The organism is Pseudomonas corrugata, from assembly GCF_001269905.1.
Lineage (GTDB): Bacteria > Pseudomonadota > Gammaproteobacteria > Pseudomonadales > Pseudomonadaceae > Aquipseudomonas > Aquipseudomonas corrugata.
Genome location: NZ_LHVK01000014.1, coordinates 406487 through 420704 on the forward strand (window position 1 = coordinate 406487; position 14218 = coordinate 420704).

General features: G+C 62.0%; 14 protein-coding genes and 1 pseudogene. 9 read left to right on the forward strand and 6 right to left on the reverse strand.

Annotation, left to right across the window (positions count from 1 at the left end; all coding sequences use genetic code 11):
• Positions 1 to 153: 153 nt before the first annotated feature.
• Together AD665_RS19990 and AD665_RS19995 are read right to left on the reverse strand one after the other, a co-directional pair.
• Complete coding sequence (locus AD665_RS19990; protein WP_024779833.1) at positions 154 to 453, reverse strand: chorismate mutase; 300 nt, start codon at positions 451 to 453, stop codon at positions 154 to 156.
• A 255-nt stretch (positions 454 to 708) separates the two neighbouring features.
• Positions 709 to 954, reverse strand: coding sequence for a hypothetical protein (locus tag AD665_RS19995; RefSeq protein ID WP_313925176.1), 246 nt, complete (start codon positions 952 to 954; stop codon positions 709 to 711).
• A gap of 205 nt (positions 955 to 1159) precedes the next feature.
• Here AD665_RS19995 and AD665_RS20000 point away from each other — a divergent pair.
• Positions 1160 to 2564, forward strand: a pseudogene (locus tag AD665_RS20000) (S8/S53 family peptidase).
• 27 nt (positions 2565 to 2591) lie between these two features.
• Here the strand turns inward: AD665_RS20000 and AD665_RS20005 are convergent.
• The 3 genes from AD665_RS20005 to hpaA form a co-directional block, all read right to left on the reverse strand.
• Positions 2592 to 4334 (reverse strand): OPT family oligopeptide transporter, encoded by a 1743-nt coding sequence (locus AD665_RS20005; RefSeq protein ID WP_053193355.1) that lies wholly within the window; start codon positions 4332 to 4334, stop codon positions 2592 to 2594.
• A 163-nt stretch (positions 4335 to 4497) separates the two neighbouring features.
• Positions 4498 to 4920 carry a homoprotocatechuate degradation operon regulator HpaR gene (gene hpaR / locus AD665_RS20010; RefSeq protein WP_024779830.1) on the reverse strand — a complete coding sequence of 141 codons (423 nt, stop codon included), beginning with the start codon at positions 4918 to 4920 and terminating at the stop codon, positions 4498 to 4500.
• Between the two features lie 266 nt (positions 4921 to 5186).
• Entirely contained in the window at positions 5187 to 6092 is a 906-nt protein-coding gene (hpaA, locus tag AD665_RS20015) for a 4-hydroxyphenylacetate catabolism regulatory protein HpaA (protein ID WP_024779829.1), read from the reverse strand.
• Between the two features lie 184 nt (positions 6093 to 6276).
• On the opposite strand from hpaA, the gene AD665_RS20020 reads away from it, so the two are divergent.
• From AD665_RS20020 to hpaI, 8 genes are all read left to right on the forward strand, one after another.
• The gene (locus AD665_RS20020; RefSeq protein WP_024779828.1) at positions 6277 to 6954 is read left to right on the forward strand and encodes a fumarylacetoacetate hydrolase family protein; all 678 of its coding nucleotides are present in this window, start codon (positions 6277 to 6279) and stop codon (positions 6952 to 6954) included.
• Positions 6951 to 7721, forward strand: a complete 771-nt coding sequence (locus AD665_RS20025; RefSeq protein WP_024779827.1) for a fumarylacetoacetate hydrolase family protein — start codon at positions 6951 to 6953, stop codon at positions 7719 to 7721. The genes AD665_RS20020 and AD665_RS20025 overlap by 4 nt, the downstream gene beginning before the upstream one ends.
• 5 nt (positions 7722 to 7726) lie before the next feature.
• A complete protein-coding gene (gene hpaE, locus AD665_RS20030) occupies positions 7727 to 9187 on the forward strand; it encodes a 5-carboxymethyl-2-hydroxymuconate semialdehyde dehydrogenase (RefSeq protein ID WP_024779826.1) in 1461 nt (486 codons plus the stop codon).
• Positions 9188 to 9314: 127 nt separating this feature from the next.
• Entirely contained in the window at positions 9315 to 10172 is an 858-nt protein-coding gene (gene hpaD, locus AD665_RS20035) for a 3,4-dihydroxyphenylacetate 2,3-dioxygenase (RefSeq protein WP_024779825.1), read from the forward strand.
• 24 nt (positions 10173 to 10196) lie between these two features.
• Positions 10197 to 10589 (forward strand): tautomerase family protein, encoded by a 393-nt coding sequence (locus AD665_RS20040; protein ID WP_053193357.1) that lies wholly within the window; start codon positions 10197 to 10199, stop codon positions 10587 to 10589.
• A gap of 49 nt (positions 10590 to 10638) precedes the next feature.
• Entirely contained in the window at positions 10639 to 11943 is a 1305-nt protein-coding gene (locus AD665_RS20045) for an MFS transporter (protein ID WP_024779823.1), read from the forward strand.
• Between the two features lie 10 nt (positions 11944 to 11953).
• Positions 11954 to 12757: a 2-oxo-hept-4-ene-1,7-dioate hydratase gene (gene hpaH / locus AD665_RS20050; protein ID WP_024779822.1), complete on the forward strand. Its 804-nt coding sequence runs from the start codon at positions 11954 to 11956 to the stop codon at positions 12755 to 12757.
• A 17-nt stretch (positions 12758 to 12774) separates the two neighbouring features.
• Positions 12775 to 13572, forward strand: a complete 798-nt coding sequence (hpaI, locus tag AD665_RS20055; protein ID WP_024779821.1) for a 4-hydroxy-2-oxoheptanedioate aldolase — start codon at positions 12775 to 12777, stop codon at positions 13570 to 13572.
• Positions 13573 to 13714: 142 nt separating this feature from the next.
• Here hpaI and hpaR (AD665_RS20060) read toward each other — a convergent pair whose 3' ends face one another.
• Entirely contained in the window at positions 13715 to 14137 is a 423-nt protein-coding gene (hpaR, locus tag AD665_RS20060) for a homoprotocatechuate degradation operon regulator HpaR (RefSeq protein WP_041020126.1), read from the reverse strand.
• Between the last annotated feature and the right edge of the window lie 81 nt (positions 14138 to 14218).

The window sequence follows — 14218 nt, forward strand, 5'->3', positions numbered from 1 at the left end:
CTGGCGGCAAAGCAGAACATGCGTTTAATGATGGTCACTATTACTTCTAACAATAGTTGCGTGCCGTACAGGTGAGTCAGGCACGCAGGTCTTGGCATCGCGAAGCCGGGATTCCAGCCTCGCAGAACCAGCTCACGATGAAGGCGGAAGGCGTTAGGACTGGGCTGTCAGGGCGGAGTGGGTTTTCAATTCCTCGTCGATGAACGCAGCGATCATGGCCCGGTAGACACGCTCCACGACATCAGGCGAGGCGCCGGCCTCATTCGCAAGTCCGCGCACTTTGGTGATGACCTGCTCGACCCGCGCCGGCGCGCGCACATCATCGGTGGTTTTTTTGAAGGCTGCGGCCTGCGTGACGAAGTTGCCGCGCCGGGCCAGGAGCGCAACGACCTCACGGTCGATCTGGTCTATGTGCTGGCGGACTTCTTCGATCGATGTACAGCGTAATTCCATTTGGAGATCTCCTTTCGAGTAACAGAAATGTGCTGGGGCGTTGGCGATATGACGGCATATTCGACAGGGATGCAAGCAGCGCCACCGCTATCGCGAGCAGGCTCGCACACTGGATTCGATGATGTACGCAGTTTTTGCATACATCACCAGCCCCTGTGGGAGCCGGGCTTGCCCGCGATAGCGTCGGCACGTTCAACATTTGCGTAACAGACACTCCGCTATCGCGAGCAGACTCCACAAGTGTTCCGGAGAGCATCAGAGCTTTGGGATAATCCCGGTGGCCTCGGCAATCGTCGCCAAAACCTCCTCCATTCCGGCAATGTGATTCTGAAGGTCTACAAAAGATTGATGGACTGCTTCGTCGACGTCTACGGTCTGCTGTCCGCGAAGCGCTATCACCCTGCGCAGCTCCTTTTCCTGAAGCGCATTCACGCTTTCGCGCAGAGCCAGGAGCTGATCGAATATCTGTGCGACTTTGGTTTTGCCAGCGGCGTCCATCATCTCCAACCCAACCTCTCGATGAATGCACCCCAGGGACATGCGACCAGGATGCCAGGTCTTGAGATATTGCCCGCGGGCTGTGGGGTGATCAATGGACACCTGAACACGCCGAGGAGTTTCGGTCCGGCCAGGGCCGGTCATCCTTGGAACGTAACGATGGCAAAGACAGTCGGAGCAATCAGGCCCTTGGCAAAGAAATCGTCCCATGCCCTTACGATCAGCCGTCCTCGCTGCGCTGTTCACCCTGGCGACTGGCACAGCAGCCGATGCCCAGGAACCGCTACGCCTGGAAAATCTGAAACTTGCGGTGACCTTTTGGAAAACCAGCGCCAGGACTGGTGCCTGACGGTGCGCGGGTTGGACGATGGCGTGCCGCATCTGGTACAGCGTGACGCACTGCTGCTGCGCCAGGGCAGTGAAACCAGTGTGACGCGGTGGTGATCGAGGAGGCCGCGGCGCAAGAAACCGAACAGTCCACGGCTCGGCCTGACGAGCCGAAGAAACCGGCGCAGGACTCCGACGAATGGGCCGCGAACCGCTTTCTCGACGCGGTGCACTACTACCAGCGGCGCATCCCCGGGCGGCAGGCACCCATCCAGCCGCAGCCCGTGCGCATCGGCCTGATCGAGCGCGACGTGGATTTCGACACGGCGGATTTTGCCGACTACCTCGGTGCCTGTTCGGCTCCACGCATCTGTGTCTACGCCCGCGATGCCGTCGCCCCGGACGGCCACGGCACCACCGTCGCAGGCCTTCTCGCCGCGCGCTGGAACGACGGCGGCAACACCGGTTTTCTAAGCGGCCTGGATAAGGCCAGTGGTGGCTTCGAGGTCATCGTCGAACGTAATTCCGACGCCGGGATTACCGCCAATATCGCCGCCTCGGTCAACCTCGTGGAAGATGGCGTACGCGTGCTCAACTGGATCTGGGGCATCCACCGGGTAGGTGCCAAAGACATCAAGGGGGACAATGTGGACTCCCTGCTGCGCTCGGGCATCGCCATGAGCGGCTACGAGGAACTGCTGGAAGAATTTTTTCTCTGGCTGCGCAAGGAGCACCCCGACGTGATCGTGGTGAACGCTGCCGGCAACGGCTCCTCGTTCTCGGGCAGCGATGAATACCGCTTGCCCTCCTCCTTCATCACCGAGCAATTGCTGGTGGTCGGCGGTCACCAGCGCAGCGAGCGTGCCGGGGTCGCCGTCGACGATCCAGCCTATGCGGTCAAGCGCAGTTCCTCGAACATCGACATGCGCGTCGACATCGCCGCTGCCGCTTGTGCCCACGCCTCGACGCCCGGCGCAGGCCAGGACGGTGCGGTGCATTGCGGCACCTCCTACGCCACGCCCATGGTCGCAGGCCTGTTGGCGACAATGCTGTCCATCAACCCGCAACTGCTACCCGAGCAATTGCGCACGCTGCTGCGCCGCAGCGCCCTGACCATCGGCGACAACCACGACTTCGAACGGATGGACGCGGAAGACCTCACCGCGCCCATCCTGCCGTCGGAGCGCCACTACCGGCTCAATGACAAGGACGTGGGGAGTTCGGCGCGGTTGGACATGCAGAAGGCATTGGATCTGGCGGTGGAAAGTCGCGAGCGGGTGCGCTGATTCTCCGCGTATGCAATGCTCGGTGAATCACCCATTCCCGAGCATCTGCCACAACGACGCGCCCACCCCGGTCATGCTCTCCCCGGCAATCAACCCCGCCGCAGCGGTGATTGCGAAGCGCTCCGTGAGGCTCGGCCAGCGCCTGCTCACTACCCAGGTAAGTACCGCACCGAGGGCCATCATCAGCGACACCGAGGCCGGCAGCACGAAGGCCAGGCCCAGTGCCGCGGTGCTCGGCAGGTACCGGGCGCGATGTTCGGGTAACAGGCTGTCGAGTACTCCCAGCAGCAAGCCGGCCAGGCCTCCGAGGAAGATCGCCCAGCGGATGCTCGTCGATAACGACTCCAAGCCCTGGGTCAGGGTCTGCGCCACGGCTTTCCAGGTGGCAACTGCCGGGGCCGGCCATTCTTCGGTAAGCAGCATGGCTTGAGGATCCGGGATCAGTGCCAGATAGGCCAATACGCCAACGATGCTACCCACGAAAATGCCCAGGGTCTGGGCGACCAACTGCTTGCGCGGTGTCGCACCAATGGCCCGGCCCACCTTGAAATCGTTCATCAGATCCGTGCACTGCCCCGCCGAACCACCGGCGGTATTGGCGCTCATCAGATTGATCGGCACCTGTCCTGGCGCAACGATGCCGAAGCTCAGCTGGGACAACTGGCCGATAGCGCCGATAGGCGGAATCCCCGTGGCGCCGACCACCCGGGCGGCCACCGCGGCCAGGCAGATCGCCAGAGGAATGGTCAACAGCGCCATCCATGGATTGATGCCGAACAGCAAGGCCTGCAAGCTCACCACCAAGACAATGGCCATCCCGAACCCGGCGGCGGGTCCAGCCTTGGGCACTACCCAGATCGCCCCACCGCCAGCCCGGGTGGTGTTGTGCAAAGCCCATAAGCGAGTCGCCAGGGACGCCAACGTTGAACAGACCATCAGGCTCACACCTGGCCACAGCAACCATTCCACCAGCGCAGCGAACTGCGGGCCACTGCTGCCCTGTGGCAACTGCACCAGGCCGTGTTCCAACAGCCAAGGCGCCAGCCCGCCCCAGGCCAGCAAAGCACCGAGCAACAGGGTCAAGCCAACGCGAATACCGATGATCCCGCCAAAACCGACCAACAGCAGCGAAGGATCGGCGGTGAATGTCAGGCGTTCCAGCTGGGCTGTCGGCGACCAGCGCGGGAAAGCCCACATGAAGGTGTCCACCCACTTGACCAATCCGGACAGCAACGCGGCACTGAGCAATACCTTCAAGCGCGTCGCCGCTTCATGGCCTTGGTTATAGATATGCAGCAGGGTTTCCAGGGTCGCCATGCCCTCGGGGAATTTCAACGCCTTGTCGTTGAGCAGCGACGGGCGTAAATACCAAGCGATCCACACCCCCAGGAAGCTCACCGAAAATACCCAGGCGACCATGGGAATGGCATCCAGCTGCTGACCGGTCAACAAGGTGTAGGCCGGAATCGGCGCTACCAGCCCGCCGGAAATGATCGAGGCCGCCGCAGACGCGACCGTCTGGTTGATGTTGCTTTCGTGCAACGTCCAGGGCAATCGCGCGGCTGAACGCCTGGCCAGGCCTTGCCAGATGCCATAGCCGATCAGCAAGGCAATGATCGACATGTTGAAGGACCAGCCGATCTTCAATCCGGCGTAGACATTGGAAGGCGTCAAGAGGATACCGATCACGATGCCGGTACTGACCGCGCGCACACTGAGTTCCCGTTCGACCGGGGCATGGAGGGGCATCGATGACGAGGTTTGAAACATGCGAAATCCTTATCGGCAATGGAACAGCACGAGCACTTGCCTAACAAGTGAGCGCTGTATTGGCGGAAGGTTCACAGTGTTGAGGGCAGCTGCCACAAAGGTGATTCGTTGGCGTCAGGAGTGCGGGATGCAGTACCGAGGCAGACAAAGGTGCTTCGTGGCATCAAGGCTTGATGTTCTTCAACTCGTTGAGCAACGCCAGCAGCTGCTGCATCTTTTCCTCGCCGAACTGCTCTTCGATCCGTCGATAGTTGCCTTCCATCCCCTCGCTCATGGACACGAAGCACTGCTGGCCGCGTTCGGTCAGGCCAACGAACACCCGACGCTGGTCCTGACTGGATTTCTGCCGGCGCACCAGGCCATCGCGCTCCAGGCGGCTGAGCACGCCGGTCATGCTGGGTTTGAGGATGCAGGCCTGATGGGCGAGCTGGTGGCTTTCCAGTTCACCTTGCTGATGCAGGATGCGGATCACCCGCCATTGCTGCTCGGTGAGGTCGTGCTGGTTCAACGCCGGGCGGAAAAACGCCATGGCCGCTTCGCGGGCCTGCAGCAGGGTCAGCGTCAGTGAAGGTCTGGGGGTGGCCATGTTCGGACTGCCTGGATGGACGAGTGGGCAGCTTAGTGGCGCAAATAATTAGCTGCAAGAGCAAGCCGCTTGCTCAAATTTGCCACGGGTTTGTGGCGAGGGGATTCATCCCCGCTGGGCTGCGGAGCGGCCCCAAATCAGCTCGCTCGGTCAAACAGACACACCGAGGTGTTTGGTTTGAGGTCTGCTTCGCAGCCCAGCGGGGCGGTGCGACGGTTCGCTGAATCCCCTCGCCACAAAAGCTAGTGCTCCATCGAGGATAAATTTCAGCGCAATCCCGACTGCCGCTGGCGATATTCCCCTGGGGTGAGTTGAGCATAGCGCTGGAAAAACCGACTGAAATAGGCCGGGTCCTTGAACCCGAGCTGGTAGCAGATTTCGTTGGCCGAGCTGCCGGTGAACAGCAGCAGGCGCTTGGCCTCTTGCATCAACCGCTCCATGATCAGTCGTTTGGAAGGCAGGTCGGCAATGCGCCGGCACACGTCGTTGAGACGCGCCTCGGTCACCCCGACGCCCTCGGCATAGCGCGACAGCGGCCAGTGTTGCAGGTAGTGCGCTTCGATCAGCTCGTTGAAGCGGTGAAAGATCTTCAAGTCCTCATGCCGCGCCGGCCTCGCTTCCAGGGAGTTGGAGCAGAGTCGCAACAGGCTGATCATGATCAGCCGCGTCAAGCCGTCCAGCGCCACGCTGCGCCCCGGCCGAGCGGCCGCCACCTCCTCGCTCAGTTCCTCGAACAAGTATTCCAGCCGGCGCACTTCCCCGGCCTGCTCCGGCCCCAGTTGCGTCAGCGCCACACAGGCAGCCGGCAACTGCACACCGGCCGGCGCGAGCCCGGGATCGGCGTCGATCAATTGCCAGACCAACTGCTGGCGCACCGTCAGCACATGCCCGTCACTGTCGGCCTCGGTCACGAAGGAATGGGGGATGGTCGGCGGCGTGAGGAAGAACATCGGCCCGGATTCGACGTACTGCTGATCGTCCAGATACACCCGCACGGTGCCGCTCTTGACGTAGTGCACCTGGAAGAACCGGTCGTGGCGGTGCACCGGCATGTTCCGGCCAAAAAAGCCCGCCAGGTTGGCGAGCCGGTCGTAATGCACCTCGGCGTCGCTGTAGCGCTGGTCGTACACCTGACCAATGTTGATGTTCGGGATCGGCTGACGATCGGTCATCACGCAGTACTCGTTTTTATTCTGATTCAGGCAACGCCCGAGGCTCATCCTGCACCGAATCCGGGAAGGCAACCAGTGCCGCTCATTCTCTCACGCTTGACGATAGTTAACATCTTAATTATAACTGTTAATACATTAACAATATCGCAGAGCCCTCATCCCTCTGCACTGCCAGGAGACAAGCATGAGCCGTGCCCTGCATGACGTCGCAACCGGCACCCTGTTCGGGGTCGCGCTGAACTACCAGGGGCTGCTGAAGCAGCGCCTCGCCGAGTTCGAGCAACCGCCCTACCAGAAGCCGCCGGTCAAGCCGGTGCTGTTCATCAAGACCCCCAACACCCGCAACCGGCACGACGCCGATGTGGTTCATCCCGGCCACGGCGAACGCCTGCAACCGGGCCCGGCCCTGGGTGTGGTGATGGGCAAGTCGGCCAGCCGCGTCAGCGCCGCCGAGGCCCTGGGCTACGTGGCCGGCTATACCGTCGTCAACGAATTCAGCCTGCCGGAAGACAGCTACTACCGCCCTGCCGTCAAGGCCAAGTGCCGGGACGGCTTCTGTGCCATCGGGCCGGAACTGGTGCCAAGCGCCAACGTGGCCGATCCCCATAGCCTGACAATCACGCTGTACGTCAACGGCGAGGTGCGCCAGCAGAACAGCACGGCCAACCTCGTTCGCAACATTCCCCAACTGATTGCCGAGATCAGCGAATTCATGACTTTGCACGCCGGCGACGTGCTGATCACCGGCACGCCTGAGGGCCGGGTCGATGTGGTCCCCGGTGATCGCGTCGAAGTGGACATCGGCGGCCTGGGCCGTCTCATCAATACCGTCGTGGCCGAGCAACCGGGAGCACGTTCATGAAACACGCGCGCATTCGTTTTGAGGAACAGATCCATCACGTCACCGTTGAAGCTGGCAACGCCGTGCGCCTGGCCGACGGTCGCCTGCTGGCCGAAGACCAGGTCGAGTGGCTGCCACCGGCCACCGGCAGCATGTTCGCCCTGGGCCTGAACTACGCCGACCACGCCGCCGAACTGGCCTTCAAACCGCCCACCGAGCCTCTGGCATTCATAAAGTCCCCCGGCACCTATACCGGCCATAACCAGCAGACCTGGCGTCCCGACAACGTCGCCTACATGCACTACGAGTGCGAACTGGTGGCGGTCATCGGCAAGACCGCGCGCAACGTCAAGCGCGAGGACGCCCTGGACTATCTGGCCGGTTACACGGTGTGCAACGACTATGCGATCCGCGATTACCTGGAAAACTACTACCGCCCCAACCTGCGGGTGAAGAACCGCGACGCCACGACCCCCGTCGGCCCGTGGATCGTCGATGTCGCCGATGTGCCGGATCCGGCCAACCTGAAGCTGCGTACCTGGATCAACGGTGAACTGCGCCAGGAAGGCAGCACCAAGGACATGATTTTCGACATCCCCTACCTGATCGAGTACCTGTCCAGCTTCATGACCCTGCAACCCGGCGACATGATCGCCACCGGCACGCCGGAAGGCCTGGCGGACGTGGTGCCCGGTGATGAAGTGGTGGTGGAAGTGGAAGGCGTCGGTCGCCTGGTCAATCGAATTGTCAGCGAAGCGGCGTTCTTCGCATCCCGTAAAGAGGCTTGAGCAACATGATCAAACACTGGATCAACGGCCGTGAGGTCGAAAGCAAAGACGTCTTCATCAACTACAACCCGGCCACCGGCGAAGCCATTGGCGAAGTCGCCAGCGGCGGTGCCGAGGAAGTCGCCCAGGCCGTGGCCGCGGCCAAGGAGGCCTTTCCGAAGTGGGCCAACACCCCCGCCAAGGAACGCGCCCGGCTGATGCGCAAGCTGGGTGAGTTGATCGACCGCGACGTGCCGAAACTGGCCGAGCTGGAAACCCTCGACACCGGCCTGCCCATCCACCAGACCCGCAATGTGCTGATTCCCCGGGCCTCTCACAACTTCGACTTCTTTGCCGAAGTCTGCACCCGCATGGACGGTCACACCTACCCGGTCGACGACCAGATGCTCAACTACACCCTGTACCAGCCGGTGGGCGTCTGCGGCCTGGTGTCGCCGTGGAACGTGCCGTTCATGACCGCGACCTGGAAGACCGCGCCGTGTCTGGCCCTGGGCAACACCGCCGTGCTGAAGATGTCGGAGCTGTCGCCCCTCACCGCCAACGAACTGGGGCGCCTGGCCGTGGAAGCGGGAATTCCCAACGGCGTGTTGAACGTCATCCAGGGTTATGGCGCGACCGCTGGCGACGCGCTGGTGCGGCACCCCGATGTGCGAGCGATTTCCTTTACCGGAGGCACTGCCACCGGCAAGAAAATCATGCAGACCGCCGGGTTGAAGAAGTATTCCATGGAGCTCGGCGGCAAGTCGCCGGTGTTGATTTTCGAAGACGCGGACCTGGAACGAGCTCTCGACGCGGCGCTGTTCACGATCTTCTCGCTCAACGGCGAACGTTGCACCGCCGGCAGCCGGATTTTCATCCAGGAAAGTGTCTACCCACAGTTCGTCGCCGAATTCGCCGCCCGTGCCAAGCGCCTGATCGTGGGCGATCCACAGGATCCCAAGACCCAGGTCGGCTCGATGATCACCCAGGCCCACTACGACAAAGTCACCGGCTACATCAGGATCGGCCTCGAAGAAGGCGCCACCCTGCTGGCCGGTGGCCTGGAACGTCCGGCCAATCTGCCGGCGCACCTGAGTCGCGGTCAGTTCATCCAGCCGACGGTGTTCGCCGACGTGAACAACAAGATGCGCATCGCCCAGGAGGAAATCTTCGGCCCGGTGGTCTGCCTGATCCCGTTCAAGGATGAAGCCGAAGCCTTGCAACTGGCCAACGACACCGAATATGGCCTGGCGTCGTACATCTGGACCCAGGACATCGGCAAGGCCCATCGCCTGGCCCATGGCATCGAGGCCGGCATGGTGTTCATCAACAGCCAGAACGTACGCGACCTGCGCCAGCCTTTCGGTGGGGTAAAGGGTTCCGGAACCGGGCGTGAAGGTGGACAGTACAGCTTCGAGGTGTTTGCCGAGATCAAGAACGTTTGCATTTCGATGGGTGGGCATCACATTCCAAGGTGGGGTATCTAAAACGGCGATGAACTCCTGTGGCGAGGGGATTTATCCCCTCGCCACAGGCGCTGCGGTCCACTTGAAACAGGTTGTGATTCACCGATTACCCAAGACCCAACAAGAACAATTTTTCAGGAGAATCATCATGGGCGAAGTCGTCCTGGCTGCGAAGATCTGCCACGTTCCCTCGATGTACCTGTCCGAGCTGCCCGGCAAGCACCATGGCTGCCGCGCAGCGGCGATCGCCGGGCACAAGGAAATCGGCCGCCGCGCCCGTGAGCTGGGTGCCGACACCGCTGTGGTATTCGATGTGCACTGGCTGGTCAACAGCGCCTATCACGTCAACAGTGGCGAACATTTCAAGGGCATCTACACCAGCAACGAGCTGCCACACTTCATCAAGAACATGGAGTACGAGTACTCGGGCGCCCCGGAACTGGGCGAGTTGATTGCCGCAGAAGCCAATGCCGCCGATGTCCGCACCCTGGCCCACAACATCCCCAGCCTTGAACTGGAATACGGCACGCTGGTGCCCATGCGCTACATGCACATGGATGTCCCGCCGGAACAGAAACTCAATGTCGTCTCGATTGCCGCCTGGTGTGCCTGGCATCGTCTGCAAGACAGCTTCACTTTCGGCGCCGCCGTGCGCCGGGCCATCGAAAAAAGCGACCGCAAGGTGCTGGTGCTGGCGTCCGGTTCGCTGTCCCACCGGTTCTCCGATGATCGCAACGCCGAAGCCAACATCCATAACTGGACCCGGGAATTCGACAAGCAGGTCGACCTGCATGTCGTCCAGATGTGGCGCGAGGGTCGCTGGAAGGAATTCTGCGCCATGCTCCCGGACTATGCCGAGCACTGCTTCGGCGAAGGCAAGATGCATGACACGGCGATGCTCCTGGGGTTGCTGGGCGGACCGGACTACGACAAACCCGCCGAAATCATCACCGAACCCTTCGGCAGCTCCGGCACCGGCCAGATCAATGCCATTTTTCCGGTTTGACCAGCCTGCACAGGAGATCCGACGATGCCGCATTTCATCGCAGAGTACACCGACAACATCGAACAACAGGCCGACTTGCCCGGCCTGTTTGAAAAAGTCCATGCCTTGCTGGGCGACAGCGGCGTGTTTCCCCTCGGCGGCATCCGCAGTCGTGGGATGCGCCTGGACACTTGGCGAATGGCCGACGGCAAGCACGACTATGCCTTCGTGCACATGACACTGAAAGTTGGCCATGGCCGCGATCTCGCCGCCCGCCAGAAAGTCGCGGAGAAACTCTTCGAGGTGATCACCGCGCACTTCGCCGAACTCCAGGCCCAGCGTCTGCTGGCCCTGTCGTTCGAGATGATCGAATTGCACGAGCAACTCAACTTCAAGGCCAACAACGTCCACGCCTTTCTCAAGGCCCAGACGAGCTAAGCGCACCTGACAGTTGCCCATCGGCCCCTCTGACAAAAAGTACAAGATCATGAGCACAGCCAACCCCGCTGGCACTGCCAGCTCCGTCGCGCACGACCGCACCCATGCCACGATCACCTGGCGGCTGATGCCGTTGCTGCTGGTCTGCTACCTGTTTGCCCATCTGGACCGCATCAACATCGGCTTCGCCAAGATGCAGATGAGTGCCGACCTGCAGTTCAGCGACACGGTCTACGGCTTCGGCGCCGGCCTGTTTTTCATCGCCTACGCGTTGTTTGGCGTACCGAGCAACATGGCCCTGGACCGGGTCGGCCCGCGCCGCTGGATCGCCACGCTGATGGTGGTCTGGGGGGCCTTGTCCACCAGCATGTTCCTCATTGAAAGTGCCACCGGTTTTTACCTGTTGCGCTTTCTGTTGGGAGTGGCCGAAGCCGGTTTCTTCCCGGGCATCCTGGTACTTCTCAACCGCTGGTACCCGGCGCGACGTCGGGCCCAGGTGACCGCGCTGTTCGCCATCGCCGTGCCGATGGCGGGAGTCATCGGCGGGCCGTTGTCCGGTGGGATCCTCGAACACTTCCATGATGTCGGCGGCCTGCGCGGTTGGCAGTGGATGTTCGTCCTCGAGGGGCTTCCGGTGATCCTGCTGGGCCTGGTGGTGCTCAAGTGTCTGCCGGACAGTTTCGAGACGGTCGGCTGGCTCACGCCTCACGCCAAGCAGCAACTGCGTGAACAAATGAGTGTCGAGGAGCAGCGAAAATCCATCACTTCGTTCTCGGCGATCCTCAACAACCCGCAGGTCTGGTTGCTGGTGGCAGTGTACTTCGCCGTGATGCTGGCGGTGAACACCCTGGCTTTCTGGATGCCCACCCTGATCCACGGCGCCGGCATCGGCAGCGATGGCAAGGTCGGCTTGCTCAGTGCAGTGCCATACCTGGCGGGCTGTTTTTTCATGATCGGCTGTGGCCGGTCTTCCGATCGCAATCGCGAACGCCGTTGGCACCTTTGCGTACCGCTGCTGATGGCGGCAGCCGGCATTGCCATCGCCGGGCTCTCTCCCGGCAACCCAACGCTGGTGCTCGGAGGCCTGATTGTCGCCGGCATGGGTGCCAGCGCGGCGTTGCCGATGTTCTGGCAATTGCCGCCCGCCTTCCTCTCCAACGGTACCCAGGCCGCCGGAATTGCCCTGATCAGCTCCTTCGGCAGCATCGCCTCATTCTTCGCGCCCTACCTGATCGGCTGGATGCGGGACACCACCCAGAGCGCCAGCCTGGCTCTTTACGTCCTGGCGTTGTTCATCACCCTGGGCGGCCTGCTGGTGCTGCGCACCCGGGCCGCCGTCGTCAATCCTCAGTAGGGACCTTGTCATGCTCGATCAAAGCCTCATCCAACAAGCCGCCGCCCGCCTCGACCATGCCGAGCGCTCACGGGAACAGGTGCGGCAGTTTTCCCTCGATCACCCGCAGATCACCCTCGATGACGCCTATGCCATCCAGCGCGCCTGGGTAGCACAGAAAATCAAGGATGGCCGCAAGCTGGTCGGCCACAAGATCGGCCTGACCTCCCGGGCCATGCAAGTCTCTTCGAACATCACCGAACCGGACTACGGCGCGCTGCTGGACGACATGTTCTTCGATGAAGGCACCGACATTCCCTTCGAACGCTTCATCGTCCCACGGGTGGAAGTGGAGCTGGCGTTCATCCTCGGCAAGCCGTTGAAAGGCCCGAACGTGACGGTGTTCGACGTGCTGGATGCAACCGAATGGGTGATCCCGGCGCTGGAAATCATCGATGCGCGCATCCAGCAGGTCGACCCGCAGACCAAGGCAACCCGCAAGGTCTTCGACACCATCTCCGACAACGCGGCCAACGCTGGCGTGGTCATGGGCGGTCGTGCGGTGCGTCCCACCGAGATCGACCTGCGCAAAGTGCCGGCGGTGCTCTACCGCAACGGCGTGATCGAAGAGTCCGGCGTCTCGGCGGCGGTGCTCAATCACCCGGCCAAAGGCGTGGCCTGGTTGGCGAACAAGCTGGCGGCCTATGACGTCACCCTGCAACCGGGTCAGGTCATTCTCGGCGGTTCCTTCACCCGCCCGGTGGCGGCCAACCCGGGCGATACCTTCCATGTCGACTACGACATGCTCGGTTCCATCGCCTGCCGTTTCGTCTGACTCCCGAGGACCGCTTCATGGACATGCCGATCAACACATTCAAACAACGACTGAAAAGCGGCCAGGCGCAAATTGGACTGTGGCTCGGACTGGCCGACGCCTACTGCGCCGAACTGGCGGCCAATGCCGGTTTCGACTGGCTGCTGATCGACGGTGAACACGCCCCCAACGACGTGCGCACCCTGCTCGGCCAGCTTCAGGCCGTGGCGCCCTACCCCGGCCAGCCGGTGATCCGCCCGGTAATCGGTGACACCGCGCTGATCAAGCAAGTGCTCGACCTCGGCGCACAAACCCTGCTGGTGCCCATGGTGGAAAGCGCCGGGCAGGCTCGCGAGCTGGTACGCGCCATGCACTACCCGCCCAGCGGCATCCGAGGCGTCGGCAGCGCGCTGGCCCGGGCGTCGCGCTGGAACAGCATCCCCGGTTACCTCGACAAGGCCGATGAACAGATGTGCCTGCTGGTGCAGATCGAGAGCCGCGAGGGCCTGGCCAACCTCGACGCCATTGCCGCCGTGGAAGGTGTCGACGGTGTGTTCATCGGGCCGGCGGACCTGAGCGCCTCCATGGGTTTTCGCGGCAATCCGGGCCATCCGGACGTGCAAGCCGCCATCGAGGACGCCATCGCCCGCATTCGCCAGGCCGGCAAGGCAGCCGGGATCCTCAGTGCCGATGAGAAACTGGCCCGGCGCTACATCGAGCTGGGCGCGGCGTTCGTTGCGGTGGGGGTGGATACGACGGTGTTGATGCGCGGCCTTCAGACTCTGGCGGCGACGTTCAAGGATGCGCCGAAGCCTGCGACGGGTGGCGTTTACTGACCCAAGTCAGACGCCCCTGTGAGAGCAAGGCTTGCCCGCGATAAAGCTGATGCGGTTCACCATGAGACCGAGATGGCTTCATCGCGGGCAAGCCTTGCTCCCACAGCTATTCTTTCTCTCCTTAGAAGTCGCAACAGGAAGCTCAGCGCCTGACCGCCTTCAGTTCATTCAGCAACCCCAACAACGTCTGCAACTTCTCCTCCCCCAACTTCTCCTGCAATCGCTGGTAATTGGCCTCCATGCTCTGGCTCATCGAGTCGAAGCACGCCTGCCCCTGGGGTGCCAGGCGCACCAGCACCCGTCGCTGATCCTGCTCGGCCTTGCGCCGCACCACCATGCCCGCTGCTTCCATGCGCACCAGCACGCCGGTCATGCTGGGCTTGAGGATGCAGGCCAGCTCGGCCAGGCGATTGATTTCCAGTTCGTCGTGTTGGCTGAGGATACGAATGACCCGCCATTGCTGCTCGGTCAGGCCATGTTGATTGAGGGAAGGACGGAAAAACCCCATGGCCGCTTCACGGGCCTGTAGCAGGGTCAGGGTCAAGGATTGGCGCGGTTTGGGCATGGAGAATGTTCGCCAGAGGACTTAGTTAATGAGTTAACTAAATCTTAGCATCATCGGAGTGCAGATGGACTGTGGGGCCAG